We start from the raw sequence: 26,599 nt of genomic DNA on the forward strand, positions 1-26,599 counted from the left end.
GACAGGGCGTGCGGAATGCGGGGGCGGACGCTGCCGGGCCGGGTGTCAGCGGGTGCGGGTGTCGGTGCGGGTGCCGGTGTCGGGCACGCAGGGCAGCCAGGGCACCGCGCTCTCGCGGTAGCTCTGGTTGACAGGGATCAGGTCGGCCGGATTCCCCAGGGCCGACAGGGTGATCGCGATGCTGTCCGCCCCGTCGTCCAGCGCGCACAGCTGGCTCCCGCATTTCGGACAGAAGCCCCGGCGGGAGTCCGGCCACGTGTAGTGCCAGCGCGGCTCGCCTCCGGCGCCCGTCCACCTCAACGTGTCCAGGGGGAAGGAGACCCAGGACATCACCGGGCCGCCGGACAAAGCCTGGCAGTGCCCACAGCTGCACAGATGGGGGTAGTCGGCTTCGCCACTGACCTCGAACCGGGCCTCCCCGCACTGACAGCGTCCCGTACGTGACGTGGTGCTGGATGACGTGGCCATGGGGCAACTCCTCGTGTCGAGCGCTGGGCTGATCGGGCGGGGGCCGGCGTGGTCGGGTGGCCGGGCCGGCGAGAAGCAGGCGGAGGCGGGGCGGCGTCGCGCTGGAGCTGGTCCTCGTCCTTCACGGCCTTCGTCGAGGACCGTGAAGGGGAGGGGTTCGCCCGGGGCCGATTCGGCTCCCGCCTCCGCCGAGCGAACACGTGGCTGTGCAGGTTCGGGATCTTGTTGCCCAAAGTCAGGTAGTTGATCTTCACGGGCTGGTAATGGGCCTCACCAGCCGAACGGATGCGCCGGGTGTGGTGGCCGCCCTCACCAGCCCATCTCCGTATACGGACGCCCGGCCGCGATCCCCTCGATGGCTGCCCGGGCGTAGGCGGCGATCGGCTCAGGAAGCTCGTCCGGATGCCACCACTGCCAGGCCAGGCACTTCTCGGGCTCGCGGACCTCCGGGACGCCCGTCCACCGGCGAGCCCGGAACACGAGGCCGATGCGCGGCCCGGCACCGGGCGGATCGACCAGGTGGACCGTATGCGCGTACTCGACGTCCACGGGGTCGATGACCAGACCGGTCTCTTCGAGGGTCTCCCGGAGGAGGCACGCGATCGCCGGCTCCTGCGCACAATGGCTTGCGGGAAAGTGCCATGTGTCCCCGGCGAAGGCGGAGCCCGGATGGCGCAGCCCGAGCAGGACGCGGCCCTGATCGTCCTCCAGGTAGAGATGGACGCCCAGGACGATCGGAACAGCCCCGTGCGAAGCGGGCGCCGGGCACGGGCCGGCGGCTGCCTCGCGGGCCGCGTGGCGGAGGATGAGCGCGCTCGTGGACGGGCTCAGCCGCAGCCGGGGTAGTTCGTCCGGGCTGAACCAGCGGAGCAGGACGCCTTCCTGGAGATCGAGGACGTCAGGGTCGCCGCGCCACTGGCCGGCGAAGACCTGGACGGGGACGGCGAGTCCGTCGACTCCGGTCGCGACCTCCACCGCGTACGGCTCCAGCTCCCCGAACTTAAGGCCGGGTGCCTGTTCGGCGAGCTCGCGGCGGACGGTGTCCTCAAGTGACCGGTCACCGGGTTCGCGGCCCCCTCCCAAGAGCGCGAACGATCCCGGCTCCCAGGTATCCGGATCGTTGTCGCGCAAATGCAGCAGGTACCGACCCGCGCCGTCGTGCAGCAGTGCGGACGCGTTCACCGGCTCGGGCCGGCCGTCGAGAGCGGACGCCAGGAGCTTGGCGCGCAGAGTGGGCGAGGTGACCTGCTCGAAGGGGAGCCATTGCGCACCGGAGACCTCGTCGTCCTGCAAGACGATCGGGGCAACGCCGTGGGCAAGGTTGAAGACGAATTGGACATCGTAGTGCTGATGTTCCGTTTCGCCCTTGGCCGGCCGGGCAGCGATGTCGTGGATGCCGATGTCGATCGGGCCGTCGAGGAGCTGGTGGGTCAGACACAGGTTGCCGGGCGCGATTCCCACCTCCTCGTGGACTTCGCGCAGCGCTGCGGCGAGCAGCGTGCGATCGGCTGCGTCGACGTGGCCGCCAGGAGGGAGGGCCAGGCCGCTGGCCCTGTGGTGAACGTGGAGAACACGCCGGTGGCGGTCGATCACGACGGCGCTGCACGTGATGTGTCCGGGTACGGTCGTGCGGCTCGTCGGCTCGTCGGGTTCGTCAAGGGCCTTCGACAGGGGCTCCAGGTGACCGTGCTCAGTGGGATGCCGTTCCAGGTATGCGGCCAGGAGGTGGCGGATCTCGGAGCGGGCGGGCGGCATGTCTGTCATGTCTGTACCTCTCGACGTGGGAACGGGCGTTGGTGGGACCGGCCGCTTCGGCCGCAGGTGATCGGTGGCAGACCGCTGCTGCTTGTGGGGCGTTCTGCGAGGCCCGCTGAGGTGAACTCCCCTTCTCGCGAGTCGGGTTGCGCTCAGTCGGCGCTGTCGGGATCAACGAGACGGAGGCGTGGTCGAACACACGTGTTCGAGACGAAGCGGATTCCGTACAGGGGCACGGAAGGCTCCTCGTGCAGGGTGCATCCACCCTTCAGGGGCGCGGCTTCCTCTTCGGGGTGGGGTGGCCGAAACGCCGGTGTTGATACACGTGTGACGGACGAGGTTCCGATGATCTGTCAACATCCCGTTTGGTATTGGGTGGTTGACCCCGGGCGTACGGGAGGACGAGGATCGCGCCATGACGGCAGCGCGGGCACTGCGGGCAGTGCGGGACAACACGGTCGACGGACTGGTGCGCGACAGTGCGCGGCGGGTCCCCGACCGCCCGGCCGTGCGCTACGGCGAGCGGAGCTGGACGTACGCGGAACTCGACGCGGCCGTCACCACCGGCGCCGCCGTGCTGCGGGAGCGGTACGGGCTGGCCGCCGGGGACCGGGTCGCCACCTTCGCCCACAACTGCGACGCCTACCTCCTCGCCTACCTGGCCTGTGCCCGGGCCGGACTCACCCACGTCCCGGTCAACCAGAACCTCACCGGCGAGGACCTCGCGCACATCCTGGACGACTCCGCGAGCGCCCTGGTCCTCGCCGATCCCGACCTGTCCGGACGGATTCCCGACGGGTACCCGGTACGGGCGCTGCGCGATGCTCCCGACTCCTTCCTGGCGGAGCTGGCCGAGCCGCTGCCCTTTGAGGCCGACCGGGAGCCGGGCACGCTGGCGCAGCTCCTCTACACCTCGGGGACCACCGCGCTGCCCAAGGGCGCGATGATGACCCACCGGTCCCTCGCCCACGAGTACGAGAGCGCGATCGAGGCGCTGGACCTGGCCGAGGACGACCGGCCCGTGCACTCACTGCCCCTCTACCACTCGGCCCAGATGCACGTCTTCCTGCTGCCGTACCTGGCGGTGGGAGCACGGAACACGATCGTGGACGCGCCGGTCGCGGAGCAGATCTTCGACCTGGTCGAGGCCGGGCAGGCCGACAGCCTCTTCGCCCCGCCGACGGTGTGGATCGGCCTGGCGAACCACCCGGATTTCGTGGCGCGTGAACTGGGCGCGCTGCGCAAGGCGTACTACGGGGCCTCGATCATGCCGGTCCCGGTCCTGGAACGCCTGCGCGAGCGGCTGCCGGGGCTCGGCTTCTACAACTGCTTCGGACAGAGCGAGATCGGCCCGTTGGCCACCGTCCTCGGACCGCTGGAGCACGAGGGGCGGATGGACTCCTGCGGGCGGCCGGTGCGCCACGTGGAGGCGAAGGTCGTCGACGAGGACGGCAAGGACGTGCCGGACGGAACGGCGGGCGAGGTGGTCTACCGCTCGCCACAGCTCTGCCTGGGGTACTGGAACGACCCGGACGCCACGGAGAAGGCCTTCCGCGACGGCTGGTTCCGCTCGGGCGACCTCGCGGTGCGCGACGCACAGGGGTACTTCACGGTCGTGGACCGGGTGAAGGACGTCATCAACTCGGGCGGGGTGCTGGTCGCCTCGCGGCAGGTGGAGGACGTTCTCTACGCCCATCCGGGCGTGGCGGAGGCGGCGGTGGTGGGGCTGCCCGACGAGCGCTGGATCGAGGCGGTCACCGCAGTGGTGGTTCCGCGCGGGGAGGCGGGGGAGGTGACGGAGGCGGAGCTGATGGCCTACGCGAGGGAGAAGCTCGCCCATTTCAAGGCCCCGAAGCGGGTGCTCTTCGTGGACGCCCTCCCGCGCAACGCCAGCGGCAAGATCCTCAAGCGCGAACTGCGCGACCGCTTCGCGAACCCCGGCCACTGACGCCCTACCGGGGGAGCCCGGTCAGTCCGGGCGCGGCGGGGGCGCGGCGGGGTCCTCGGGAGCGTAGAGCCCACCGCGCCGCAGTCGCCGCCGGGTGAGGTGCTCGTGCACGAGCCGGCCGACGAGCGCGCCGCCGTAGACCACGAAGCCGACGCCGACCAGCCAGGACTGGACGACGAGCAGGGTGCCGAAGGGGCCGTAGATCACCGCGTTGGAGGCGATGAGCGGGGAGAACACCAGCTGCGAGAAAATCCGCAGCCCCAGCAGCCCCAGGCTGGTCGCGACCGCTCCCGGCACCAGGGCGCGCCAGCGGACCCGGCCGCCGAGCAGCAGGCGCTGGGAGACGATGAAGAACAGACAGGTGCCGACGAGGTCCCCCAGGGCGCCGAGCACCGTGCCGATGGCGTTGTTCGACGGAGACGGGATCCCCACGAGCAGGGCGAGGTAGCAGACCAGCAGGGCGAGCCAGACGACGTGCAGCCACATGGTGTGCCAGCGCGCGTTCGGCAGGTCCCAGACCTTTTCGTAGCCGGTCTGCACGGCCGACCCGAAGGTCAGGCCGAACACCGCGAGGGCGGCCAGACCGAACGCGGTGGTCCGCTCCAGCGCCAGGTCCGCGGCGCCGAACAGCATCTCGACCCGGACCCGCGAGGCCTCGGTCACTCCCAGGGCCTGCCCGAGCCACCGGCCGAAGCCCGAGCCGCTCCCGGGTGCGGCGGCCGCTACGACCACCAGCAGCGGCACCAGGGTGAGGAAGCCTAGGGCCGCGAAGCCCATCGCCCGGTGCATCAGCTCCATCTCCCGGCCGCGGCTCCAGGCCAGCCCGATCTGGGAGCCCTGGAGCCGGTCGTAGAGCTGCCGGAGGGTGGAGATCACACCTCATGCACTACCCCCGAGCGCCGCCCCGCTCCCGGGAGCCACCCCGAAGTGAGTCCGAAGGGGTGGTTTCAGCCGCCCGGGCGCGTGTCCCTGACCTCCTCGGCTCCGCGGAGGTCGACCAGTCTCTTGATCTTCCCCACCGAACGTTCCAGCGTCTCCGGGTCGACCACCTCGACCCGGACGGAGACCCCTACCCCCTCCTTGACGGCCCGGACCACGGCGGCGGCAGCGTCCTGCCGCCGCTCGGCGTCCGTCTCCCGACGTGCCTCCACCCGTACCGTCAGGGCGTCCATCCGGCCCTCCCGGGTCAGTCGCAGCTGGAAGTGGGGAGCCAGGCCCGGCGTCCGCAGCAGAACCTCTTCGATCTGGGTCGGGTACACGTTCACCCCGCGCAGGATGATCATGTCGTCACTACGCCCGGTGATCTTCTCCATCCGGCGGAAGGCCGGCCGGGCCGTTCCGGGCAGTAGCCGCGTCAAGTCCCGGGTGCGGTAGCGGATGACGGGCATGGCCTCCTTGGTGAGGGAGGTGAACACCAGCTCGCCCGGCTCGCCCTCCGGCAGCACCGCGCCGGTCAGCGGATCGACCACCTCGGGGTAGAAGTGGTCCTCCCAGATGTGCAGGCCGTCCTTGGTCTCCGCGAACTCCTGCGCCACGCCCGGTCCGATGACCTCGGACAGGCCGTATATGTCCACCGCGTCGATGTCGAGCCGTTCCTCGATCTCCCGGCGCATCTCCTCGGTCCACGGCTCCGCGCCGAAGATCCCCGTCCGCAGCGAGGTGGCGCGCGGGTCGATCCCCTGGCGCTCCATCTCGTCCAGCAGGGTCAGCATGTAGGAAGGGGTCACCATGATGACCTCCGGCCGGAAGTCCTCGATGAGCCGGACCTGCCGGTCCGTCATCCCGCCCGACGCGGGCACGACCGTACAGCCGAGGCGCTCGGCCCCGTAGTGCGCGCCCAGGCCGCCGGTGAACAGCCCGTACCCGTAGGCGATGTGGATGATCTGGCCGGGCCGTCCGCCCGCCGCGCGTATGGACCGGGCGACGACGTCCGCCCAGGTGGCGAGGTCCCCGTCGGTGTATCCGACGACGGTCGGCCGCCCGGTGGTGCCGCTGGAGGCGTGGATGCGGCGCACCTGCGAGCGCGGCACGGCGAACATCCCGAAGGGGTACTGGTCCCGCAGATCGGCCTTGGTGGTCAAGGGGAACAGGGAGAGGTCGGCGAGTGACCTGCAGTCGTCGGGATGTACGCCGGCCTTGTCGAAGGCCTGCCGGTAGAAGGGAACCTTCTCGTAGGCGCGGTGCAGGGTCGCGCGCAGCCGGGTGAGCTGGAGGGCGGCCAGCTCGTCGCGGCCCAGCCGCTCGCCCGTGTCGTGGAGATCCGTGTACACCGCCATGCCGTCACCTCATCGTGAGAACCGACCGATCATTCGGTAGATTGCCAGGAATCCGCAGGCTAAATCAATGACTCGAACGAGTGATCGCCCGTTCTGGTGGCTCGCACACCCACCTCCACCCCATACGCCGAGCGCCGTCCCATCCTGTGCGATCCGCGCGGCACGGGCGACTCCGGGAGACCGGCGGACGAGTCGACACCGCCCACGGGGAGGAGGACCGGGACCCGGCCGCGGAACCGGACGGCACCTCCCGCCCCGCCCCGGCGGCCCGGTACGCCCTGTGCCTGCACGGACCGGCGATGTCAGTGCGGGCGCCCACGGCGGGTGCGTGACCACGCGATGCGGCGGGGCCGGGACCCGGCGGGCGGTGGACCTTCAAGATCGGCGGGGTGGCAGACTGGCGGGCCCCACCGCGAACCGAGAGGACCGGGATCATCGTGCGACAGGCACGGGCGCGCACAGCCCTGGCGGCCATGGCGTTGGCGGCACTGACGGCGGCGGCGGCGACCGGCTGCGCGTTCCCACTGCGGGACCTCGGCCCGCTGCCCCCGCGGTTCTCGGGTCCGCCGCTGCCTGCCGACGCGGTGGTGTCGGAGATGACCTCCATCCTGGCGGCGGAAGGCATAACGGTGGAGAGGGAACCCTCGGGGGTTCGGCGCACGTGCCACGAACGGCTCTCAGGACGGCATGCGCCGGAGAAGGTGGAGGCCGCCCTGAAAGCGGCCGTCGTGCGGGCCCGCTCCGAGTACGGCTGGCAGCCGGGCCCCGACCTGGGCGGGGAGTTCGTGACCCTGACGAAGAGCAACTGGACGGTCACGACCAGCTTCGCGGGTGACCCGGTACCCGGTCTGCAGGCACCGGTCGCCATGTCGCTGACCTGCGTGGAAGGTGACGACACCTCCACCGCCCCCACGACACCGTCCGCCCCGGCCCTCACACCTGCACCCGCGTCGTCCTGAGCGAGCGCCCGTGCGTCCGCCCGCTCCGCCGCTCGGCTCCTCCAAGTCGGCGGCTGGCCGGACGGCCATCGGTCACCTCTGCCCGAAGCCCGCGCTTCAGCTGCGCGAGCGGCGCCCCCTCGATCGTCGAGCAGTCGAAGCGGCACTGCTGCTCCACGGCTCACCAGGTCGTCATCCCTTGAGGCGGGTCCCGGCGGCGGGGCGGCGGGGCGGAGGGGCGGCGGGGCGGAGGGGCGGCGGGGCGGAGGGGCTGAGGGGCGGAGGGGCGCGGACGGTCACTCCGTGTCCGCCTCCGTCGCCACCGCCTTCGCCCAGCGGTAGTCCGCCTTGCCGCTCGGGGACCGCTGGATGGCGGGCGCGATGACCAGTTGCCGCGGGATCTTGTAGCCCGCCAGCCTGGTGCGGCAGTGGCTCTGGATCTGCTCCAGGGAGGGCGCCTCGGCGCCCTCCCGCACCTGGACCACCGCGGCCACGTGGCTGCCCCAGGTCGGGTCCGGGACGCCCGCCACCAGGGCGTCGTACACGTCGGGGTGGGACTTCAGGGCCTGCTCGACCTCCTCGGGATACACCTTCTCGCCGCCCGTGTTGATGCACTGCGAGCCACGGCCGAGCACCGTGACGATGCCCTGCTCGTCGACGGTCGCCATGTCACCGAGCAGCACCCAGCGCTCCGCGCCCTTCTGGAAGAAGGTCTCGGCGGTCTTCCCCGGGTCGTTGTAGTAGCCGAGCGGGACGTGCCCGCGCTGGGCGAGGCGACCCGGCTCGCCCACCGCCACCGGCTCGTGCGTCACCGGGTCCACCACCTGCGTACGGTCGTTGACCTCCAGGCGGAAACCCCTCTCCGGGCCGGAGTCGTCCGTCGCCCGGCCGTTGGACCCCGACTCGGACGACCCGAAGTTGTTCAGCAGCAGCACGTTGGGCACCAGCCGCTGGAACTCGGCGCGCACCGTCTCCGACATGATCGCCCCGGACGAGGAGACGCTGAACAACGAAGACAGGTCCGTGCCCTTGAGCGGGCCGTTCAGGGCGTCGATCAGCGGCCGCAGCATCGCGTCGCCGACCAGCGACACACTGGAGACCTTCTCCTTCTCGATCGTACGGAGCACTTCCTCGGGCGCGTACTTCCGGTGGATAACCACCCGCTGGCCGTAGTTGAAGGCGATGAACGAGGTCAGCGTCGACGTGCCGTGCATCAGCGGGGGCGCCGGGAAGAAGGTGAGCCCGGCGCCGCGCGCCGCGACCCGTTCGGCCAGTTCCTCGGGCCGCTTCACCGGTTCGCCCGAGGGCTCGCCACCGAAGAGCCCTGCGAAGAAGAGGTCCTCGGCCCGCCACATCACGCCCTTGGGCATGCCCGTCGTGCCGCCGGTGTAGATGATGAACAGGTCGTCGGGGCTGCGCGGCGGGAACCCGCGCCCGGGCGAGCCGGCCGCCTCGGCGTCCGCGTACGGGACCGGCGCGATCGAGGGCTCCGGGGCGCCCTCGGGAGCCTCGCCGACCCGGATCAGGTGCCGGAGCTTCGTCGTCTGCGGCAGTGCGGCCGCGACCCGCTCGGTGAACTCGCCCTCGAAGACGAGGGCCGCGAGGTCGGCGTCGTCGTAGAGGTAGACCAGCTCTTCCTCCACGTACCGGTAGTTGACGTTCACCGGGACCAGCCGGGCCTTCAGGCAGGCCAGCACCGTCTGTAGGTACTCGATCCCGTTGTAGAGGTGAAGTCCCAGGTGCTCGCCGGCCGTCAGCCCGCTGTTGAGCAGGTGGTGCGCGATCCGGTTCGCCGCCGCGTCGAGCTCCGCGTACGTCAGGCGGCGCTCGGCGCCGGTCCCGGGGTGGTCCACGTACACGAGGGCCTCGCGGTCCGGGACCACGTCCACGACCGACTCGAACAGGTCGGCAAGGTTGTACTCCACCGTTCCTCCTGACCCCCGTGACTGGTCTGCTCCGGCGGTCATTAGAGCGTCGGAGACGGCAACTGGGAAGGGCACCATCCAAGAAATCTGACTGGGTGTCAGAAAACTATTGAACTGCACCCTCCCCTACTGCAACCTGTTCTAGGTCTTGAGACGGGAGGACGGCAATGGGTGGGACTGAACACCTGACCGTGGATCGCCGCGGCGCCACGCTGGTGCTCACCATGAACAGGCCCGAGGCGAAGAACGCGCTCTCGCTGCCGCTGCTGGTGGGCCTGTACGACGGCTGGCTGGAGGCGGACGCCGACGACGGGATCCGCTCGGTGGTCCTCACCGGCGCCGGCGGGGACTTCTGCGCCGGAATGGACCTCAAGGCCCTGGCCGGGAAGGGAATGGCGGGAGACCAGTACCGGGACCGCCTCAAGGCCGATCCCGACCTGCACTGGAAGGCGATGCTGCGCCACCACCGGCCGCGCAAGCCGGTGATCGCGGCGGTAGAGGGTTACTGCGTGGCCGGCGGCACCGAGATCTTGCAGGGCACGGACATCCGGGTGGCGGCCGAGGGCGCGACCTTCGGGCTGTTCGAGGTCAAACGCGGGCTGTTCCCGATCGGCGGCTCCACGGTGCGGTTGCCGCGCCAGATCCCGCGTACGCACGCCCTGGAGATGCTGCTGACCGGCCGCCCGTACTCCGCCACCGAGGCCGAGCGGATCGGGCTGGTCGGGCGGGTGGTGCCGGATGGTACGGCGCTGGCGGCGGCCCTGGAGATCGCGGAGCGGATCAATGCGTGCGGGCCGCTGGCGGTGGAGGCGGTCAAGGCGTCGGTCTACGAGACCGCCGAGCTGACGGAGCGGGAGGGACTGGCCTCGGAACTCCTGCGCGGGTGGCCGATCTTCGACACCGCCGATGCGAAGGAGGGGGCGCGGGCCTTTGCGGAGAAGCGGCCCGCGGTGTATCGGCGCGAGTAGTCGGGGCCGGCCGGGCCGCCCGTGGCTGCCGCCTGTGCCCGTGCCCCGGGTGCGGCGCCGTTGCGGGGGCGCTGCCCCCGGACCCCCGCGCCTCAAACGCCGGCGAGGCTGAAAGAGGGGGCGCTGCCCCCGGCGCCTCGAACTCCCCCAGCTACCGCAGGCGGGTCGAAACGGCTCGTGCCCACCGTCCGTACTGGAAACGATCGCATCGGAGAACCGTCATGACAGCTGCCTCCCCACCGGAGGTGCTCCGCGCGCCCCTCATCGTCGAGTTCCCCTTCACCCGGTCCCTCGGGCCCGTCCAGAGCGCCTTCCTCACCGGGCTGCGGGAGGGCGTCGTCCTCGGTGTGAAGACCTCGGGCGGCAAGGTGATGGTCCCGCCCGTCGAGTACGACCCCGTCACCGCGGAGGAGATCCGCGAGCTCGTCGAGGTCGCCGCCACCGGCACCGTCACCACCTGGGCGTGGAACGACCGCCCCCGCCCCCAACAGCCCCTGGCCACCCCCTTCGCCTGGGTGCTGGTCAAGCTCGACGGCGCCGACACCGCACTCCTGCACGCCCTCGATGCGCCCGGCCCAGACAGCGTCCGCACCGGCGTGCGCGTACGGGTCCGGTGGGCCGCCCATCGCACCGGAGCGATCACCGACATTGCCTGCTTCGAACCGTACGACGGCCCCGCCGGCAAGGAGGCCGTCCCGCACGACGGGGGCTTCGCCGGCGCCGGCGCCGTCACTGGCATCGTCGCCGAGGCCCGCCTCGACTACGTCTACAGCCCGGGCCGGGCCCAGACCGCGTACATCGAGGCCCTCTCCGACTGGCGGACCGTCGGCGAGCGCTGCCCCTCCTGCCACAAGGTGTACGTCCCCCCGCGCGGCGCCTGCCCCACCTGCGGGGTCGCCACCACCGACCGCGTCGAGGTCGGCCCGGCCGGCACGGTCACCACCTACTGCATCGTCAACATCAAAGCCAAGAACCTGGACATCGAAGTCCCGTACGTCTACGCCCACATCGCCCTCGACGGCGCCGACCTCGCCCTTCACGGCCGGATCGGCGGCATCCCCTACGACCAGGTCCGCATGGGCCTGCGCGTCGAGCCCGTGTGGACCGAGGGCGGCCGCTACCCCGACCACTACCGCCCCACCGGCGAACCGGACGCCGAGTACGACGCGTACAAGGAGCTCATCTGATGGCCCGATACGCCCGCGAGGTCGCGGTGGTCGCCTTCGCGCAGAGCGACCACCTGCGCCGCACCGACGAGCTCAGCGAAGTCGAGATGGTCATGCCGGTCCTGCACCAGGTGCTGGCCGCCACCGGCCTCAAGGCCGGCGAGATCGGCTTCACCTGCTCCGGCTCCAGTGACTACCTGGCCGGCCGCGCCTTCTCCTTCACCATGACCCTCGACGGGGTCGGCGCCTGGCCGCCGATCTCCGAGTCGCACGTCGAGATGGACGGGGCCTGGGCCCTCTACGAGGCCTGGGTCAAGATCCAGACCGGCGAGGCCGACACCGCGCTCGTGTACTCGTACGGGAAGTCCTCACCGGGGTCGGTGCGCGACGTGCTGACCCGCCAGCTGGACCCGTACTACGTCGCCCCGCTCTGGCCCGACGCGGTGGCCCTGGCCGCCCTCCAGGCCCAGGCCTTGATCGACGCGGGCGAGACCGACGAGAGCGCCCTGGCCGCCGTCGGCGCCCGCAGCCGGGCCGATGCGGAGGGCAACCCGCACGCCCAGCTCCGCGGGCCCGTCCCGCAGGGGGATTACCAGGTCAGGCCGCTGCGCACCGGAGACTGCCCGCCCGTGGGCGACGGCGTGGCCGCCGTCGTCCTGGCCGCCGGCGACCTCGCGCGGCAGCTGTGCGAACGCCCCGCCTGGATCACCGGCATCGACCACCGCATCGAGGCCCATAGCCTGGGCCTGCGCGACCTCACCGACTCCCCGTCCACCCGGCTCGCCGCCGAACACGCCGGCGTCTTCGAAGCCCCGGTGGACACGGCCGAACTGCACGCGCCGTTCTCCTCCCAGGAGGTCGTCCTCCGCAAGGCCCTCGGACTCGCCGACGACGTGACCGTCAACCCCTCCGGGGGAGCGCTCGCCGCCCATCCGATGATGGCCGCCGGCCTGATCCGCATCGGCGAGGCGGCCGCCCGGATCCACCGGGGCGCATCGCGGCGGGCCGTCGCCCACGCCACCTCCGGCCCCTGCCTCCAGCAGAACCTGGTCGCCGTCCTGGAAGGGGACGCAAGGTGAGCAAAGAGCCCGTGGCCATCGTCGGGATCGGCCAGACCAAGCACGTGGCGGCCCGCCACGACGTGTCCATCGCCGGACTGGTCCGCGAGGCGGCGGCGCGCGCCCTCGCGGACGCCGAACTGACCTGGGCGGACATCGACGCGGTCGTCATCGGCAAGGCCCCCGACTTCTTCGAGGGGGTGATGATGCCCGAGCTGTACCTGGCGGACGCCCTCGGCGCCGTCGGCAAGCCGATGCTGCGCGTGCACACGGCCGGTTCGGTCGGCGGGTCCACCGCCCTGGTCGCCTCCAACCTGGTGGCGGCCCGCGTCCACCGCACCGTCCTCACCCTCGCCTTCGAGAAACAGTCCGAATCCAACGCCATGTGGGGCCTGTCGCTCCCCGTCCCCTTCCAGCAGCCGCTGCTCGCCGGCGCGGGCGGCTTCTTCGCCCCGCACGTACGCGCGTACATGCGGCGCACCGGCGCGCCGGACACGGTGGGCTCGCTGGTGGCGTACAAGGACCGGCGCAACGCGCTGAAGAACCCGTACGCGCACCTGCACGAGCACGACATCACCCTGGAGAAGGTCCAGGCGTCACCAATGCTGTGGGACCCGATCCGCTACTCGGAGACCTGCCCCTCCTCCGACGGGGCGTGCGCGATGGTCCTCACCGACCGGGCGGGCGCGGCCCGTTCGCCGAAGCCGGCGGCCTGGGTGCACGGCGGGGCGATGCGCAGCGAACCCACCCTCTTCGCGGGCAAGGACTTCGTATCGCCGCAGGCCGGCAAGGACTGCGCGGCCGACGTCTACCACCAGGCCGGCATCACCGACCCGCGCCGGGAGATCGATGCGGTCGAGATGTACGTGCCGTTCTCCTGGTACGAGCCGATGTGGCTGGAGAACCTCGGCTTCGCGGCGGAGGGCGAGGGCTGGAAGCTCACGGAGGCCGGTGTCACCGAACTCGACGGGGACCTTCCGGTCAATCCGTCGGGCGGTGTGCTGTCCACCAACCCGATCGGCGCCTCCGGCATGATCCGCTTCGCGGAGGCGGCCCTCCAGGTCCGCGGCCAGGCCGGGGAACACCAGGTTCCGGGAGCCCGTCGGGCGCTCGGCCACGCGTACGGCGGCGGCGCGCAGTTCTTCGCGATGTGGCTGGTGGGGGCAGAAGAGCCGACCTCCTGAACACGGGCCCGGCCGACGACGGAGGGGCCGGCCGGGGAGTCGGACCGGCCACGGGTGACTCACCGTGGCCTGTCCGGCACCCGCCGCGGTGGTTAACCTTGCCCCCGGACGACGTACCGGGAGGAGCACGCACGTGGCCGAGAGCATGACTTCACAGCCCCTCGCTGGTTGGGGGAAGCCGGACCTCGATCTCACCGGGGCGGACTGGCAGTCGAGCAGCCGGGGAGTGGGCGACGTCCAGATCGCCTTCGTCGAGGGCTTCATCGCGATGCGCAACAGCGAGCGCCCCGAGAGCCCTTCGCTGATCTTCTCGCCGGACGAGTGGCACAAGTTCGTGCTGAACGCCCGGGGCGGTGAGTTCGACCTGACCTGACCGGGCACCGTACGTACGCGGCGCACCACCGGGCGCGGAGCCGCCGGCCCGGTGGCCGCCGAAATCCCCTGGATGTCGGCCCGGGGCGCCGGGCAGGATGGGGCGCATGACCTTCACCCGCCGAAGGGCCGATGCCGCGTAGCCGGCCGGGGGCGTTGCGCGCCGCACGAGGAACCCACGCCGGCCGCCGGGCACCCGCCTGGGCGCGTGAACTGCCCCTCGTGGACCGACTGTCACCCGCCGCGAGCGCGGAGGTCCACCGGACGGCCGGCGCCCGCCTCCATCCTCTCGGCGACCTCCTGCGCCGCTACCGCGTCTTCCTGCGCAGCCCCGGCCCGCGCCTGCGGCTGACCTACGCCGTCTGCCCGGCCCCGTCCTGCGCCATCGACGACGTCGCAACGGTCCGCGACGAACTGGCCGACGCCTACCGGACCCTGCCGCCCGTGGCCCGACGCGCGCTCGGCGACGTACTGCGTCCCTTGGACGCGGAGTTCCGCAGGCGGACCGTCTTCGACCGGGACGCGGCCACCACGGACCGGTCGGGCAGTCCGCGCCCGTGGTGGCACCGGCGGCTGTACGAGGACTGACGAGAGGCGAGCGAGGGGGCAGGACACCCGCCGCGTCGCCCGCCTCCCGATGAACCGACCACCCGCCGGGGCGATCGGTAGGGTGGCCACATGAGCGGAGAGCACGACCTGCGGAAACTCCTGAGCGGCATGCGGCCCGAGTTGAACGAGGGGCGGTACGTCTTCTGCACCGTCGACGGCGCCACCGTTCCCGCCGGAACCACCCCCGTCGCCACCGTCCTCGAACCCGAGGGCCTCACCCTGGTGCTGCGCCAGGAGGACGCCGACGCGGCCGGCCTCGCCTACGACTACACCGCAGGCTGGATCACCCTGCGGATCCACTCCGCCCTCGACGCCGTCGGCCTCACCGCCGCCTTCGCCACCGAACTCGGCGCACACGGTCTGAGCTGCAACGTCATCGCCGGCTACCACCACGACCACCTCTTCGTCGCCGCCGACCGGGCCGCCGAAGCCGTGGCCGTCCTGGAGGACCTCGCGACCCGTTCCCTACACGACTGACGCTCCCCTGAAAAGAAGATCGGATTCTTTTCCGCACTGGGATCCCTCGCGCTGCGCGCGGGCGTACGCTGAACCCCCGAACAGGCCTGGGGGGTACCAGCCATGACGGACCGCCGGACCCGCACACGGCGCACGATGGTCGAACGCGATGCCGAACTCGCGATCGTCGACGAAGCCCTGGACCAGCTCACCGGTCCCGGGCCGGACGCGGGCGGCGCGCTGCTCGCCTTCTCCGGCCCCGCCGGCCTCGGCAAGACCACCCTGCTCGCCGAACTGCGCCGCCGCGCCCTCGCCCGCACCTGCACCGTCCTCGCCGCCCGGGGTGGCGAACAGGAGCAGAGCCAGCCCTTCCACGTCGCCCGCCAGCTCATCCAGCCCCAGCTCGCCGGTACCTCCGAGCAGGAGCTGCGCGCCGCCCTCGGGGGCTGGTACTCCATCGTCGGCCCGGCCCTCGGACTCTGCGCCCCCGAACAGGGCGTCCCGCCCGACCCCCAAGGCCTGCGCGACGGGCTCGACTGGGTGCTCACCCACCTCGTCGTCAAGCGCGCCCCCGTCGTCCTCGTCCTCGACGACGCCCACTGGGCCGACCCCGAGTCCCTCGGCTGGCTCGCCGCCTTCGCCCCGCGCGCCGAACACCTCCCGCTGCTCCTCGTCGTCGCCTACCGCCCCGACGAACTGCCCGAGCACGCCGACGCCTTCCGTACGCTCCCCGGCCGGGCGGGACAGCGCCCGCTGCCCCTGGCCCCGCTCACCCCGGCCGCCGTCGCCACCCTGGTCCGCGAGGCCGTCGGCCCGCACGCCGACGACGCCTTCTGCCAGGAGGCCTGGGCCGTCACCACCGGCAACCCCTTCGAAGCCGTCGAACTCACCGCCAAGGTCCGCGGCAAGGGCCTGACCCCGGTCGAGGCGAACGCCCCACAGCTGCGCGACCTCGCCGCCGCCCAGCGCGGCAGCGGCCTCGTCGCCCGCCTCGAACGCCTCGGCCCCTCCACCGTCCGCTTCGCCTGGGCCTGCGCCGTCCTCGGCACCGCCATCCCGCAGGACATCGCCGCCCGGGTCGCCGCACTCGGCGCCGAAGAGGCCGTGGACGCCACCCGGCGGCTGCGCGACGCCCGCATCCTCTCGGCGGCCGCCGCCGAGGAACCCGATGCCGAAGTCGGGCTGGAGTTCGTCCACCCCCTCATCGCCACCGCCATCTACCGCGCCATCCCCGACGCGCTCCGCGTCGCCCTCCACGGCAAGGCCGCGGCGGCCGTCGTCGACGCCGGACTCGGCTCCTCCGCGGCCGCCCGCCACCTGCTGGAGACCCACCCCGAGAACGACCCCTGGGTGGTGCGCACCCTGCGCGAGGCCGCCGGCGAGAACCTCCGGGCCGGCGCCCCCGAGGCCGCCCGCCGCCAGCTCGCCCGCGCGCTGCTCGAACCCCCGAACTTCGACGAACGCGCCGCCGTCCTCTACGAACTGGGCTGCGCCTCCCTGCTCACCGAGCCCGCCAACACGGTCAACCACCTGCGGGCCGCCCTCGCGGAGCCCTCCGACGACCCGGCCCTGCGCCAGGGCATCGTCATCCGGCTCGCCCAGGTCCTCGCGCACAGCGACCGGCTCGCCGAGGCCTCGGAATCGCTCGCGCGGGAGATCCCGTACACCCAGGACGTACGCGCCCGGCTGCGCCTGCAGTCCGAGCAGTTCATGTGGGACGCCTTCAACGCCGCCGAGACCGACTCCCCGGCCCGCTCCCGGCGGCTCACCCGCCTCGCCGACCGGCTGACCGGTCGCGACCTCACCGAGCGGTACATCATCGGACTCCGCGCCTGGGACGCCTGCCTACGGGGCGAGCCGGTCGACGTCGTGCTGCACCACGCCGGACGGGTGCTGGAGCAGCCCTTCAGCTGGGCCCACGAGGACCGCGGCTTCGAGGTCCCGGTCCTGGTCGCGATGGTCCACATGTACACCGACCGGCCCGGACGCGCCGAGGAACTCTTCGAAGCGGGCACCGCCGAGTTCGAGCGGCACGGCTGGCGCGGGGCGCACCTCTCCTTCGCGTACAGCCTGCGGGCCTACGTCCGCTACCGGCGCGGGCGGCTCGTCGAGGCCGAGAAACTGGCCCGGGCCGGCCTGCACCTCGCCGAACGCGTCGGCCGACGCACCCCCGTGCACTGGTACGCCATAGCCATCCTCCTCACCACCCTCCTCGCTCGGGGCCGGCCCGAGGAGGCCTGGGAGCTGGCCCGGGAGCACGAGTACGGCAGCCCCTTCCCGGCGGCCGTGGTCTTTCCCGACTCACAGACCGTGTACGCCGAACTGCTGCTGTCCCGGGGCGAGGTGCAGGCCGCGATCGTCGAACTGGAGGCGGTCGACCGGCGGCTGACCCCGCGCGGCATCCAGAATCCGGCCTGGTGTCCGTGGCAGCTGCACCTCGCCCGGGCGGTAGCCGCGGACGATCCGGAGCGGGCCCGCGCCCTGGCCGACGACGCCGTCCGGCGGGCCCGCGCCTTCGGCGCCGCCTCGGGCATCGGCCAGGCGCTGCGGGTGGCGGCGCAGGTCGCCGCCCCCGAGGAACGGGCCGGGCTCCTCCAGGAGGCGGTCACCCTGCTCTCGGCCTCACCGGCGGGGTACGAACTGGCCTGCGCCCTGGCCGCGCTCGGCAGCGAGCTGCGGGACGCGGACGTGCTGATGCAGGCCGTGGTGACGGCGCGGGAATGCGGTGCGGACGGTCTGGCCGCGGAGACCACCGGCACCCTGCTGGGACTGGGCGGCGCCCTGCCGTGCGGGCTGGCCTGGGAGGACGGGCTCACGGAGGAGGAGCGGCAGGCGGCGGACCTCGCGGTGCGCACCGAGGAGGAGACCGTGCCGGAAGCCGTGGTGCTGCCCGCGCCGGACTGGGCCCTGTCGGCGGCCTGCCGCAAGCTGGGCACCGACCGGACCGGGCTGAGGGACGCACTGGAGTCGTTCGCCCGTAGCTCAACGTGATCGGAGCCGCCGCCCGGCGGGCAAGCATGCTCGTATGGATCATGACGAAAGACTCGCCCCCTTCCGGACCGAAGCGGCGGCGTTCGAGAAGGCAGTGCGTCGGGCGTTCGACCTCGGCGAGCCGGTGCCCGCAGTCCCCTCGTGCCCGGGCTGGACGGTCACCGACCTCGTCCAGCACCTGGGCGGAGTGCACCGCTACCTCGCGCACGTCCTGCGCGAGCGGCTCACGGCCCCGCCCGACCCCGCCGGCCTCGGCCTCCCCGACGCCCCCGGCGACCCGGAGGGGCTGACCGACTGGTTCGCGCAGGGCGCCCGGGAGCTTGCGGAGCTCTTCCACGAGCTCGGGCCGGACACCGCCGTCTGGACCTGGTCCGTCGAGCAGACCTCGGGGTTCTGGCTCCGGATGCAGCTGATCGAACTGGCCGTGCACCGCTGGGACGCCGAATCCGCGACCGGCACCGCGGGCCGCCTCGCCCCGGACGTGGCCGCGGACGCCGTGACCCAGACGATCGAGGTGATGGCCCCGGCCCGCCGCGGCTGGCAGCAGGCGCCGCCGGGCACGGGGGAGAGGTACCGCTTCCGGCGTACCGACGGTCCGGAATCCTGGACGGTCCTCTTCTCGGGGGACCAGGTCCTGCTGGAGCCCGGTTCCACCGCCCCGGCGGACGTCGAGGCCTCCGGCACCGCCTCCGACCTCGCCCTGTTCCTGTGGCGCCGGATGCCGCCCACCGCCCTGCAGGTCACCGGCGACGCCGCCCTGCTCCCGCACTGGTTCACGCTCGTCCCGCCGATCTGACGGGCCGATCTGACGGCCGGGCCGGCGGGCCCGGCCCGGACGGGTCACCGGATGCGGGCCCCCGGGCCGGAAAACCCGCGCGGCCACGTACCATGGCGGCATGTCCTTCCTCCGCCGCCACCGCGCCGCCACTCCCGCCGGCCCGGACTTCGACGTCCTGGCCATGGACCCGGGGGACTGGCCGGGCAATCTCGGGGCCGGGCTGCTGCCCGCGCCCGACGGCAGCTGCCAGGGTGTCTTCCTCCGCTACGACCTCTTCGGCGGACGCGGCCCCGCAATGATCATCGGGAACCTCCCGGAGGGATCCCCGGCCCGCGACCTCACCGACGACCAGATCCCCTTCGAGGTGGCCCAGCTCCTCGACGCACTGGAGAACGACGAGGACGTCGAGGTCACCGGCGTCGAGGACTGCCCCGTCATGCAGGGCGACAACCTCCTCATCGTCCGGAAGGTCAAGCTGTCGGAGTCCCGCATCTCCTGCGTCCAGTTCGACCGCAGCGACAACGTGCTGGTCACCATCGCCAGCTGGGACCGCCCGATCACCGATGACCTCTACGCCCTCCTGAAGCCGCTCCCCGCCGAGCTCTTCCAGCAGGGCTGACCGTCCGCATCCCCCATCGCGGGCGTCACGCGTCCGCGATGGCGTTCGCCGCCACGTAACCGAAGGTCATCGCGGGGCCGATCGTCGACCCGGCCCCCGCGTAGCTGTGGCCCATCACCGCCGCGCTCGCGTTGCCGGCCGCGTACAGGCCTGGGATCACCGAGCCGTCCGGGCGCAGGGCCCGCGCCCGGGCGTCCGTCACGATGCCGCCCTTCGTACCGAGGTCCCCGGGCACGATCTTGAACGCGTAGAACGGCGGGACCCAGACGGGTGCCAGGCACGAGTTCGGGTGCACGCCCGGATCCGTGTAGTAGTGGTCGTACGCCGTGTCGCCCCGGTGGAAGTCGGCGTCGTCGCCGCTCCAGGCCTGCGCGTTGAACCGGCCCAGCGTCGCCCGCAGCGCCGCCGCCGGAACCCCGATCTGACCCGCCAGCGCGTCCCAGGTCCACGCCTTTTTCGCCGCGCCCGCCCGGTACCACGAGTCCGGGAAGGGGAGCGTCGGCAGGACGTCCTTGAACAGGTACCTGTTGCGGTAGTTCTGATCCACGATCAGCCATGCCGGGATGTGCGAGCCGACCGCGCCGCGGTCCCTCTCGTACATCACGTGCACCACATCGCTGTACGGCGCCGCCTCGTTGACGAACCGCGCGCCGTTCGCGTTCACCATCAGCCCGCCCGGCAGGGTCCGTTCGGCGAGGCAGAAGTACGGCTCCCCGGGCAGCGGGATCGAAGGCCCCCACCACGCGTCGTCCATCAGCGCGAGCGAGGCACCGGCCCGCTGCCCCGCCCGGATCCCGTCCCCGGTGTTCTCCTTCGCGCCCACCGACCACTGGGTGCCGATCGGCTGCTGCTGGTACTGCGCCCGCATCTGCGCGTTGTGCTCGAAACCGCCCGAGCCGATGACCACTCCGCGCCGGGCCCGTACGGTGCCCCGTACGCCCTCCTTCTCCACCACCACGCCGGTGACCGCGCCGCCCTCCTGGACCAGGTCCACCAGCGGGCTGTTCAGCCACACCGGCACCCCGGCCCGTTGGAGCCCCGCGCGCAGCCCCGCCGCCAGGGCCTGGCCCATCGTCAGCGGCTTCTCGCCGCGCAGCGCCGCCTTCGTGCCGCGCGCCAGGCACTCGGTGGACACGGCGAGCCCCTTGGCGCTCACCGCGGCCAGGTTCAGCCACTTGTAGTCCTGGCTGAAGACCACCATCCCGGCCGGGACCGGCATGTACGCCGGATTCAGGCGGGCCAGTTCGGCGCCCAGGACGTTCCCGTCGATCTGGTCCGGCTCGATGGAGCGGCCGTTCGGCAGTCCGCCCGGCAGGTCGGGGTAGTAGTCGCTGTACCCCTCCATGAAGCGGAACCTCAGCGGGCTGTTGGCCATCACGAAGTCCAGCATCCGCGGCCCGTTGGCGAGGAACGCGGCCTGCCGGTCGGCCGGTACCTCGGGCCCGACGACGGCGGCCAGGTACGTCGCCGCCTTCTGCGGGGTGTCCGGTACCCCCGCCCCCAGGATCACCGAATTGTTGGGCAGCCAGATACCGGCTCCGGAGCGGGCGGCCGATCCGCCGAAGGTCGGGGCCTTCTCCACCACCAGCACGCTCAGCCCCCGCCTGGCGGCGGTGAGCGCGGCGGTCATCCCGGCGGCCCCGGAGCCGACCACGACGACGTCGTACTCGCCGAGCGGCGGCCCGTCCTGGGCGCCGTCGGCCCGGGCGGTGGCGGACGGCAGCACGGTGGCGGCGAGCACCCCGGCCCCCGTACCGGCGAGGACCGCACGTCTGGACGGGAGGGTGGCGGGGGCGGTGGTGCGTGAAGCGCTTGCGGACATGGGCAGGCTCCAGCGGTGTGGGGAGGAGGGGAAGTGCCTCCAGCATTTCTGATGCTAAGTCAGAAAAGGTGTTCGGGGGATCATGTGATGTCAAGACATCCGGCGCCCCGGGACAACGCCGGGCGGTCAGCCCTCCGCCCGCATCCGGGCGCCCAGTTCCTTCACGTGCCGCTTGAGGGCCACGGTCCGGTAGCTCTCCTCCACCCACTCGCACAGCACCTGCACGGAGGGCGCCCCCTGCCCGGCCAGCGGCAGGGACACCCAGCCGGAGCGGCCCAGGCCGTAGCCGGTGGGCTCCGCTCCCGGCGCGGTCATCGCGTGCCCGTGCAGCGCCTCGTCCTTGAGCTTGACGGACAGGCCGGGCGGCTGCGGCCCGTCGATGTTCCCCAGGAAGACGAAGATCTTCTTGTTCACCTTCACCACGCAGTCCTCGGGACCCCAGGGATGGTCCTCCACGGCCTCCGGAAGGCCGAGGGCGAACTCCCGGACCGCCTCCCACTTGCGCACTCCGGACTTCATCAGAGCCTCCCGTCGATCGTCTCCCCACGCTAACGGAGCCCGCCCGGGCATTCCCGTACCCGCGCACCCGTGAACCGGCGAAGCCCCGTGGCGGTGGGGGGCCACGGGGCTTCGCGTTCGGGGGGCGGTCAGCGCGTGCCCACCGCCGCGCGGACGGCACGGCGCGCCATCCCCGCATCGTCGTGCAGGCGGCGGAGCAGCAGCCGCTGCTCCTCACCGGAGGACAGGGAGCCCACCGGAAGCGCCTGGGTCGGGGCGGTCGCCAGCATCGAGCGCTGCACCGCCGTCTCGGACATCCGGATCTCCCGGGTCAGCACCAGCATCAGATTGACCAGGAAGGCGTCCCGCGCGGCCGGACCGGCCGATTGGGCGAGCCGGCTGATCTGGGCGCGGGCGGCCGGGGCGTCGCCCAGTACCGTCCACAGCGTGGCCAGGTCGTACCCCGGTAGGTACCAACCCGAGTGCTCCCAGTCGAGCAGGACCGGACCCGCCGGCGACAGCAGCAGGTTCGACAGCAGGGCGTCACCGTGGTTGAACTGCAGCGCCGTGCCCGACAGCTTCACGCCGTGCAGCAGCTTCTGCAGGTCACCGAGGTCCCGGTCGGTCAGCAGGCCCAACTCGTAGTCGCGGGCGATCCGCCGGGCGTAGTTCATCGGGGTGCCGAACAACTCCGCCGGCGGCCGCCACTGGTTGACCCGGGACACCGCGCCCAGGGCCGCCCGGAGGTCCACGCGCGGCGGCGGCTCCACCGGGTGCCGCTGCAGCGCCGCGACCCGGCCGGCCATCCGCTCCACCACGAGCGTGCAGTTATCGGGGTCGGCGGCGATCAGCCGGGGCACCCGGACCGGCGGGCGGTGCCGGACGAAGGTCCGGTATGCAGCTATTTCGTGCCGGTAGCGCTCACGCCACTCGGGCGAGTGGTCCAGTAAAACCTTCGCCACGGCGGTCATCCGTCCGGTGGTACCGACCAGGAGGACCGAGCGGCCGCTGCGCCGCAGTACCTGCACCGGGGCGAACTCCGGACAGATCCGCTGCACCGAGGCGAGCGCGGTGCGCAGTTGCGCCCCCTGCGGCCCCGAGAGGTCGATTCTTCCGCTGACGGGCAGTGATCCGGTACTCGGCATTCGCCGCGCCCGGACGGCGCCCTGTGTCGGAGCCGCCGGGCGGCCGGGTTCGAGGTAGGGGCCGCCGCCAGCCGGGAGCGTGCGGTGCGACCGGACCGGTGCGGACACGGAGGACGTTGCTGCGTACATGGTGATACGGATCCCTTCGTGCGCCGACGAGTTGCGTACGCCGCCCCGCCGGATCCCGTACTTCACCCTGGGGAGTTCCGCCGGTGAACCGGGTCGGGGAGGCGCATTCCTACCTGACACCCGGGGCAAGGTGGCGAACCATCGGGCGTGCCCTGGCGAAGCCTGGCGAATAGTCGCTGGGCACCTACCAGCGGGCTACTGTCAACTCAGCCGAGAACCTGGGGGCTTGACGTGAGCAAAGGTCCAAACACCCGCTTGAACGACCTGTTCGGCCTGGCCGGCTGGTCGAAGGGCGAACTGGCGAGGATGGTGAACAGGCAGGCGGCGGCCATGGGCCACCCGCAACTGGCCACCGACACCTCGCGGGTGCGGCGCTGGATCGACATGGGGGAGGCCCCCCGCGAACCGGTGCCCACGGTACTGGCAGCACTGTTCACCGAGCGGCTCGGTCGTGTCGTGACCATCGAGGACCTCGGGTTCGTACGGCAGCGGCGCACCTCCAGACGGCAGCCGGACGGGGCTCGTGAGAACCCCGACGGCATGCCATGGGCGCCCGAACGCACAGCCGCGGTCCTCACCGAATTCACGGGAATGGACCTCATGCTCAACCGTCGCGGTCTGATGGGCGCGGGAGCGGTGCTCACCGCCGGCTCCGCCCTCAGCAACGCCATGTACGACTGGCTGCACACCGACCCCGCCCTGGCCAAGGAAGCCCGGAACTTCGGGGAAACCTTCCAGGCCGACCCAGCGGGCTACGACCGCTACGAGGCCGCTCCGATCGGCTCCCAGGAGATCGAGGCCCTGGAGCGCTCCGTGGAGGTGTTCCGTGCCTGGGACGCGTCCAGAGGCGGCGGACTCCAGCGCAAGGCCGTCGTCGGCCAGCTCAACGAGGTGGGCGGCATGCTCGCCTACCACCACCCCGACCACCTCCAGCGCAGGCTCTGGGGGGTGGCGGCCAACCTGGCGGTCCTCGCCGGCTGGATGTCCCACGACGTGGGTCTCGAACCCACGGCGCAGAAGTACTTCGTCATCGCCGCGCACGCGGCCCGCGAGGGCGGCGACCGGCCGCGCGCGGGCGAGGCGCTCTCCCGTGCGGCCCGGCAGATGGTCCACCTGGGCAAGCCGAACGAAGCCCTGGACCTGATGAAGCTCGCCCAGTCCGGCTCGGGCGAACAGACCCTCCCGCGCACGCGCGCCATGCTGCACACCATCGAGGCCTGGGCGCAGGCCGCCATGGGCAAGGGTCAGGCCATGCGCCGCACCCTGGGCGAGGCGGAGGAACTCTTCGTCTCCGACAAGGGCGACGTGCCGCCCCCGAGTTGGATGCAGCACTTCGACGAGGCCGACCTGCACGGCATGCAGGCCCTCGCCTACCGGACCCTCGCGGACCACGACGCCGCCGCGGCGCCGATCGCCGCGCGCCACGCCAAGGAGGCCCTGCGGCTGCGCGGCGAGGGCTACCAGCGCTCGCAGATCTTCGACTACATCTCCATGGCCTCGGCCTGCTTCATCGCCGACGAGCCGGAGCAGGCCGACCGGTACGCGCGCCTCGCCCTGGTCTCGATGAACGAGACCTCCTCGCACCGGACCTGGGACCGGCTGCGGGAGATGTACCGGCTCACCGCTCAGTACGCCGGGTACGCGCGCATCGAGGACCTGCGCCAGGAGATCAAACTGGCCCTGCCCGACACCCCGGCGCCGCGCGGCCCGCGCGGTACGGGGGTGTAGTCCCACGCCCGCCCCCGCACGGTCCGGCCCACACCCTGCACAAAGCCACCCTGCACGAAGCCCCGTACGGAGACGAGAACGGCCGCGCCTCGTGGCGCGGCCCTGAAGCCCCACGGCTGGAGCCTGACGGTCCTGCAGTTCGAAAGCTCGAAGGCGGTTACCCGCCGACCCGGGCGACCAGCACGCAGGCGTCGTCCTCGCGCTCGCTCTCGCCGAACTCCTCGATCACCATGCGCACGCACTCCTGCGCCGACCGTGCCGCCGAGAACCGCGGCGCGAGCGCCAGCAGCCGCTCGGTCCCGTCCGCCCGGCTGAACTGGATGCTGCGCGACGTGAGTCCGTCCGTGTGTAGGACCAACAGGTCGCCCACCTCGAGGTGTTCCTCGGCCTGGTCGTACGAGGCTCCGGAGGTCGCGCCGAGCAGGACGCCCTCCGGCGGCAGCAGGGAGCGTCCCGACCCGTGGCGGAACAACAGGGGTGCGGGGTGACCCGCCTGCGCCCAGGACAGGACCCGGCGCGCGGGATCGTAGCGGCAGCACACGGCCGAGCCGAGCGCCGGCTGTACGGAGGTCTCCAGGAGCTGGTTGAGCCAGCCCATCAGCGGGCCGGGCTCGATGCCCGCCATAGCCATGCCGCGCAGCGCGCCGAGCATCATCGCCATCCCGGAGGTGGCGGTCACCCCGTGGCCGGTCAGGTCGCCGACCGTCAGCATGGAGCAACCGTCGGGGAGTTCGAGCGCGTCGTACCAGTCCCCGCCGATCAGCGCGCTGGTCGCGGAGGGCAGGTAGTGCGCGGCCACGTCCAGCGTGCTCGCGCTGCCGTACGGGAACCGCAGGGAGCCGCGCCACGGGGGGAGCACGGCTTCCTGCAGCTCGACCGCCAGCCGGCGCTCGGTCTGCGCGATCTCCCGCTGGCGCTGTAGCGAGTCACGCGACTCGCGCACCGCGCGCTGGCTCCGGCGCAGTTCGCTCACGTCCCGCAGGACGGCCCACATCGAGGCCGTACAACCGTCGGGGTCGAGTACCGGCTCGGCCCTCATGTGTAAGGTCCGGACCCGGCCGTCGGCCCGGACGATGCGGAACTCGCCGTCGATCGGCCTGCCGTCCACGAGGCAGGCGGTGACCCACGCGGTGAGCAGCGGCTGGTCCTCGGAGAAGAGGGTCGAGCCCAGTTCGTCGAGGGGGAGCGCGCCGGACTCGGGCGAACGGCCGAAGATCTGGAACAGTTCGTCGGACCAACTGACTTCGTCGGTGAGCAGGTTCCACTCGGCGCTGCCGACGCGGATCAGGGCCTCGGGGCCGGCCTCGGACGCCGCCTGCGGCTGCTCTACCTCGACGATGTCGGGGGCCGCCGGCAGGCCCTCCTTGAGCTGGCCGAGGTGCTCGCGGAGGTCGTCGAGGTGGTGGACGGCGAGATCGCACAGTGCGCGCTGCCAGCGGCCCTGGGCGTCGTCGTCGTCGACGACGGTGTCGCGGCGGACCGCGTCCACTTCCCCGCGCAGCCGTCGGGTCTGCGAGATCAGCGCGTCCACCGACCCCGGCTCGGGCGGCTGCGCGGGACGGTCCGCGAACAGGTGGGACGGCATGAGAACTCCGATACAGGCGCGGCACGGCCAAGTCTGAAGGAAGGACCGGTAACGACTGTTGCACAGGGCGCGACGGTGTGTAAGACGTTTGGCAACATCCGCTATGTTCTTGCTTCTGGTATATGCCGCAGGACTGCCGTCCCGCTCGTGGCGTGCGAACGAATCCGGTCAGGCAAATTCC

General features: G+C 72.1%; 22 protein-coding genes. 13 read left to right on the forward strand and 9 right to left on the reverse strand.

Annotated elements, in window-relative coordinates; translation table 11 throughout:
- Positions 1-45: 45 nt before the first annotated feature.
- The gene (locus OG207_RS38555) at positions 46-468 is read right to left on the reverse strand and encodes a GFA family protein (RefSeq protein ID WP_329105519.1); all 423 of its coding nucleotides are present in this window, start codon (positions 466-468) and stop codon (positions 46-48) included.
- Positions 469-777: 309 nt separating this feature from the next.
- Positions 778-2,232, reverse strand: a complete 1,455-nt coding sequence (locus OG207_RS38560) for an NUDIX domain-containing protein (RefSeq protein WP_329105521.1) — start codon at positions 2,230-2,232, stop codon at positions 778-780.
- A 406-nt stretch (positions 2,233-2,638) separates the two neighbouring features.
- Between OG207_RS38560 and OG207_RS38565 the strand changes: the two genes are divergently transcribed.
- Positions 2,639-4,171 (forward strand): fatty acyl-CoA synthetase, encoded by a 1,533-nt coding sequence (locus OG207_RS38565; RefSeq protein WP_443072840.1) that lies wholly within the window; start codon positions 2,639-2,641, stop codon positions 4,169-4,171.
- 21 nt (positions 4,172-4,192) lie between these two features.
- Here the strand turns inward: OG207_RS38565 and OG207_RS38570 are convergent, their stop codons facing one another.
- Entirely contained in the window at positions 4,193-5,047 is an 855-nt protein-coding gene (locus OG207_RS38570) for a YhjD/YihY/BrkB family envelope integrity protein (protein ID WP_329105523.1), read from the reverse strand.
- Positions 5,048-5,118: 71 nt separating this feature from the next.
- A complete protein-coding gene (paaK, locus tag OG207_RS38575; protein WP_329105525.1) occupies positions 5,119-6,447 on the reverse strand; it encodes a phenylacetate--CoA ligase PaaK in 1,329 nt (442 codons plus the stop codon).
- A 437-nt stretch (positions 6,448-6,884) separates the two neighbouring features.
- Here paaK and OG207_RS38580 point away from each other — a divergent pair, with 437 nt between their 5' ends.
- On the forward strand, positions 6,885-7,406 hold the full coding sequence (locus OG207_RS38580) for a hypothetical protein (protein WP_329105527.1): 522 nt from the start codon (positions 6,885-6,887) through the stop codon (positions 7,404-7,406).
- Positions 7,407-7,681: 275 nt separating this feature from the next.
- Here the strand turns inward: OG207_RS38580 and OG207_RS38585 are convergent, their stop codons facing one another.
- Entirely contained in the window at positions 7,682-9,310 is a 1,629-nt protein-coding gene (locus OG207_RS38585) for an acyl-CoA synthetase (protein WP_329105529.1), read from the reverse strand.
- Between the two features lie 167 nt (positions 9,311-9,477).
- Here OG207_RS38585 and OG207_RS38590 point away from each other — a divergent pair, with 167 nt between their 5' ends.
- The 10 genes from OG207_RS38590 to OG207_RS38635 all read left to right on the forward strand — a co-directional run bounded on the left by OG207_RS38590 (position 9,478) and on the right by OG207_RS38635 (position 19,511).
- On the forward strand, positions 9,478-10,278 hold the full coding sequence (locus OG207_RS38590; RefSeq protein WP_329105531.1) for a crotonase/enoyl-CoA hydratase family protein: 801 nt from the start codon (positions 9,478-9,480) through the stop codon (positions 10,276-10,278).
- 221 nt (positions 10,279-10,499) lie between these two features.
- Positions 10,500-11,465, forward strand: coding sequence for an OB-fold nucleic acid binding domain-containing protein (locus tag OG207_RS38595; protein ID WP_329105532.1), 966 nt, complete (start codon positions 10,500-10,502; stop codon positions 11,463-11,465).
- Complete coding sequence (locus OG207_RS38600) at positions 11,465-12,523, forward strand: thiolase domain-containing protein (protein WP_329105534.1); 1,059 nt, start codon at positions 11,465-11,467, stop codon at positions 12,521-12,523. Before OG207_RS38595 ends, OG207_RS38600 begins: the two co-directional genes overlap by 1 nt.
- Entirely contained in the window at positions 12,520-13,686 is a 1,167-nt protein-coding gene (locus tag OG207_RS38605; RefSeq protein WP_329105535.1) for a thiolase domain-containing protein, read from the forward strand. Before OG207_RS38600 ends, OG207_RS38605 begins: the two co-directional genes overlap by 4 nt.
- Before the next feature lie 145 nt (positions 13,687-13,831).
- Positions 13,832-14,059, forward strand: a complete 228-nt coding sequence (locus tag OG207_RS38610; RefSeq protein WP_376112602.1) for a DUF397 domain-containing protein — start codon at positions 13,832-13,834, stop codon at positions 14,057-14,059.
- A 221-nt stretch (positions 14,060-14,280) separates the two neighbouring features.
- Positions 14,281-14,646: a hypothetical protein gene (locus OG207_RS38615; protein WP_329105537.1), complete on the forward strand. Its 366-nt coding sequence runs from the start codon at positions 14,281-14,283 to the stop codon at positions 14,644-14,646.
- A gap of 90 nt (positions 14,647-14,736) precedes the next feature.
- The gene (locus OG207_RS38620) at positions 14,737-15,144 is read left to right on the forward strand and encodes an ACT domain-containing protein (RefSeq protein ID WP_329105538.1); all 408 of its coding nucleotides are present in this window, start codon (positions 14,737-14,739) and stop codon (positions 15,142-15,144) included.
- A 102-nt stretch (positions 15,145-15,246) separates the two neighbouring features.
- Positions 15,247-18,114, forward strand: a complete 2,868-nt coding sequence (locus OG207_RS38625) for an ATP-binding protein (RefSeq protein WP_329105539.1) — start codon at positions 15,247-15,249, stop codon at positions 18,112-18,114.
- Positions 18,115-18,148: 34 nt separating this feature from the next.
- Positions 18,149-18,910 (forward strand): maleylpyruvate isomerase family mycothiol-dependent enzyme, encoded by a 762-nt coding sequence (locus OG207_RS38630; protein WP_329105541.1) that lies wholly within the window; start codon positions 18,149-18,151, stop codon positions 18,908-18,910.
- A gap of 100 nt (positions 18,911-19,010) precedes the next feature.
- Entirely contained in the window at positions 19,011-19,511 is a 501-nt protein-coding gene (locus OG207_RS38635) for a hypothetical protein (RefSeq protein WP_329105543.1), read from the forward strand.
- A 25-nt stretch (positions 19,512-19,536) separates the two neighbouring features.
- Here the strand turns inward: OG207_RS38635 and kstD are convergent, their stop codons facing one another.
- The 3 genes from kstD to OG207_RS38650 form a co-directional block, all read right to left on the reverse strand.
- Positions 19,537-21,333: a 3-oxosteroid 1-dehydrogenase gene (gene kstD, locus OG207_RS38640; RefSeq protein ID WP_329105546.1), complete on the reverse strand. Its 1,797-nt coding sequence runs from the start codon at positions 21,331-21,333 to the stop codon at positions 19,537-19,539.
- Between the two features lie 126 nt (positions 21,334-21,459).
- On the reverse strand, positions 21,460-21,852 hold the full coding sequence (locus OG207_RS38645) for an MmcQ/YjbR family DNA-binding protein (RefSeq protein WP_329105548.1): 393 nt from the start codon (positions 21,850-21,852) through the stop codon (positions 21,460-21,462).
- Positions 21,853-21,980: 128 nt separating this feature from the next.
- On the reverse strand, positions 21,981-23,105 hold the full coding sequence (locus OG207_RS38650) for an aminoglycoside phosphotransferase family protein (RefSeq protein WP_329105550.1): 1,125 nt from the start codon (positions 23,103-23,105) through the stop codon (positions 21,981-21,983).
- Between the two features lie 231 nt (positions 23,106-23,336).
- On the opposite strand from OG207_RS38650, the gene OG207_RS38655 reads away from it, so the two are divergent.
- Positions 23,337-24,833, forward strand: coding sequence for a DNA-binding protein NsdB (locus OG207_RS38655; RefSeq protein WP_329105553.1), 1,497 nt, complete (start codon positions 23,337-23,339; stop codon positions 24,831-24,833).
- A gap of 157 nt (positions 24,834-24,990) precedes the next feature.
- Here the strand turns inward: OG207_RS38655 and OG207_RS38660 are convergent, their stop codons facing one another.
- Positions 24,991-26,418 (reverse strand): PP2C family protein-serine/threonine phosphatase, encoded by a 1,428-nt coding sequence (locus tag OG207_RS38660; RefSeq protein WP_329105555.1) that lies wholly within the window; start codon positions 26,416-26,418, stop codon positions 24,991-24,993.
- Positions 26,419-26,599 lie beyond the last annotated feature (181 nt).

Source organism: Streptomyces sp. NBC_01439, assembly GCF_036227605.1.
Classification (GTDB): domain Bacteria; phylum Actinomycetota; class Actinomycetes; order Streptomycetales; family Streptomycetaceae; genus Streptomyces.

What these genes read in the sequence shown, in the direction of transcription:
- OG207_RS38555 (WP_329105519.1), bottom strand. Translation starts at nt 468, where the DNA reads ATGGCCACGTCATCCAGCACCACGTCACGTACGGGACGCTGTCAGTGC.
- OG207_RS38560 (WP_329105521.1), bottom strand. Translation starts at nt 2,232, where the DNA reads ATGACAGACATGCCGCCCGCCCGCTCCGAGATCCGCCACCTCCTGGCC.
- OG207_RS38565 (WP_443072840.1), top strand. Translation starts at nt 2,639, where the DNA reads ATGACGGCAGCGCGGGCACTGCGGGCAGTGCGGGACAACACGGTCGAC.
- paaK (WP_329105525.1), bottom strand. Translation starts at nt 6,447, where the DNA reads ATGGCGGTGTACACGGATCTCCACGACACGGGCGAGCGGCTGGGCCGC.
- OG207_RS38590 (WP_329105531.1), top strand. Translation starts at nt 9,478, where the DNA reads ATGGGTGGGACTGAACACCTGACCGTGGATCGCCGCGGCGCCACGCTG.
- OG207_RS38595 (WP_329105532.1), top strand. Translation starts at nt 10,500, where the DNA reads ATGACAGCTGCCTCCCCACCGGAGGTGCTCCGCGCGCCCCTCATCGTC.
- OG207_RS38600 (WP_329105534.1), top strand. Translation starts at nt 11,465, where the DNA reads ATGGCCCGATACGCCCGCGAGGTCGCGGTGGTCGCCTTCGCGCAGAGC.
- OG207_RS38610 (WP_376112602.1), top strand. Translation starts at nt 13,832, where the DNA reads ATGACTTCACAGCCCCTCGCTGGTTGGGGGAAGCCGGACCTCGATCTC.
- OG207_RS38620 (WP_329105538.1), top strand. Translation starts at nt 14,737, where the DNA reads ATGAGCGGAGAGCACGACCTGCGGAAACTCCTGAGCGGCATGCGGCCC.
- OG207_RS38625 (WP_329105539.1), top strand. Translation starts at nt 15,247, where the DNA reads ATGACGGACCGCCGGACCCGCACACGGCGCACGATGGTCGAACGCGAT.
- OG207_RS38630 (WP_329105541.1), top strand. Translation starts at nt 18,149, where the DNA reads ATGGATCATGACGAAAGACTCGCCCCCTTCCGGACCGAAGCGGCGGCG.
- OG207_RS38635 (WP_329105543.1), top strand. Translation starts at nt 19,011, where the DNA reads ATGTCCTTCCTCCGCCGCCACCGCGCCGCCACTCCCGCCGGCCCGGAC.
- kstD (WP_329105546.1), bottom strand. Translation starts at nt 21,333, where the DNA reads ATGTCCGCAAGCGCTTCACGCACCACCGCCCCCGCCACCCTCCCGTCC.
- OG207_RS38645 (WP_329105548.1), bottom strand. Translation starts at nt 21,852, where the DNA reads ATGAAGTCCGGAGTGCGCAAGTGGGAGGCGGTCCGGGAGTTCGCCCTC.
- OG207_RS38650 (WP_329105550.1), bottom strand. Translation starts at nt 23,105, where the DNA reads ATGTACGCAGCAACGTCCTCCGTGTCCGCACCGGTCCGGTCGCACCGC.
- OG207_RS38660 (WP_329105555.1), bottom strand. Translation starts at nt 26,418, where the DNA reads ATGCCGTCCCACCTGTTCGCGGACCGTCCCGCGCAGCCGCCCGAGCCG.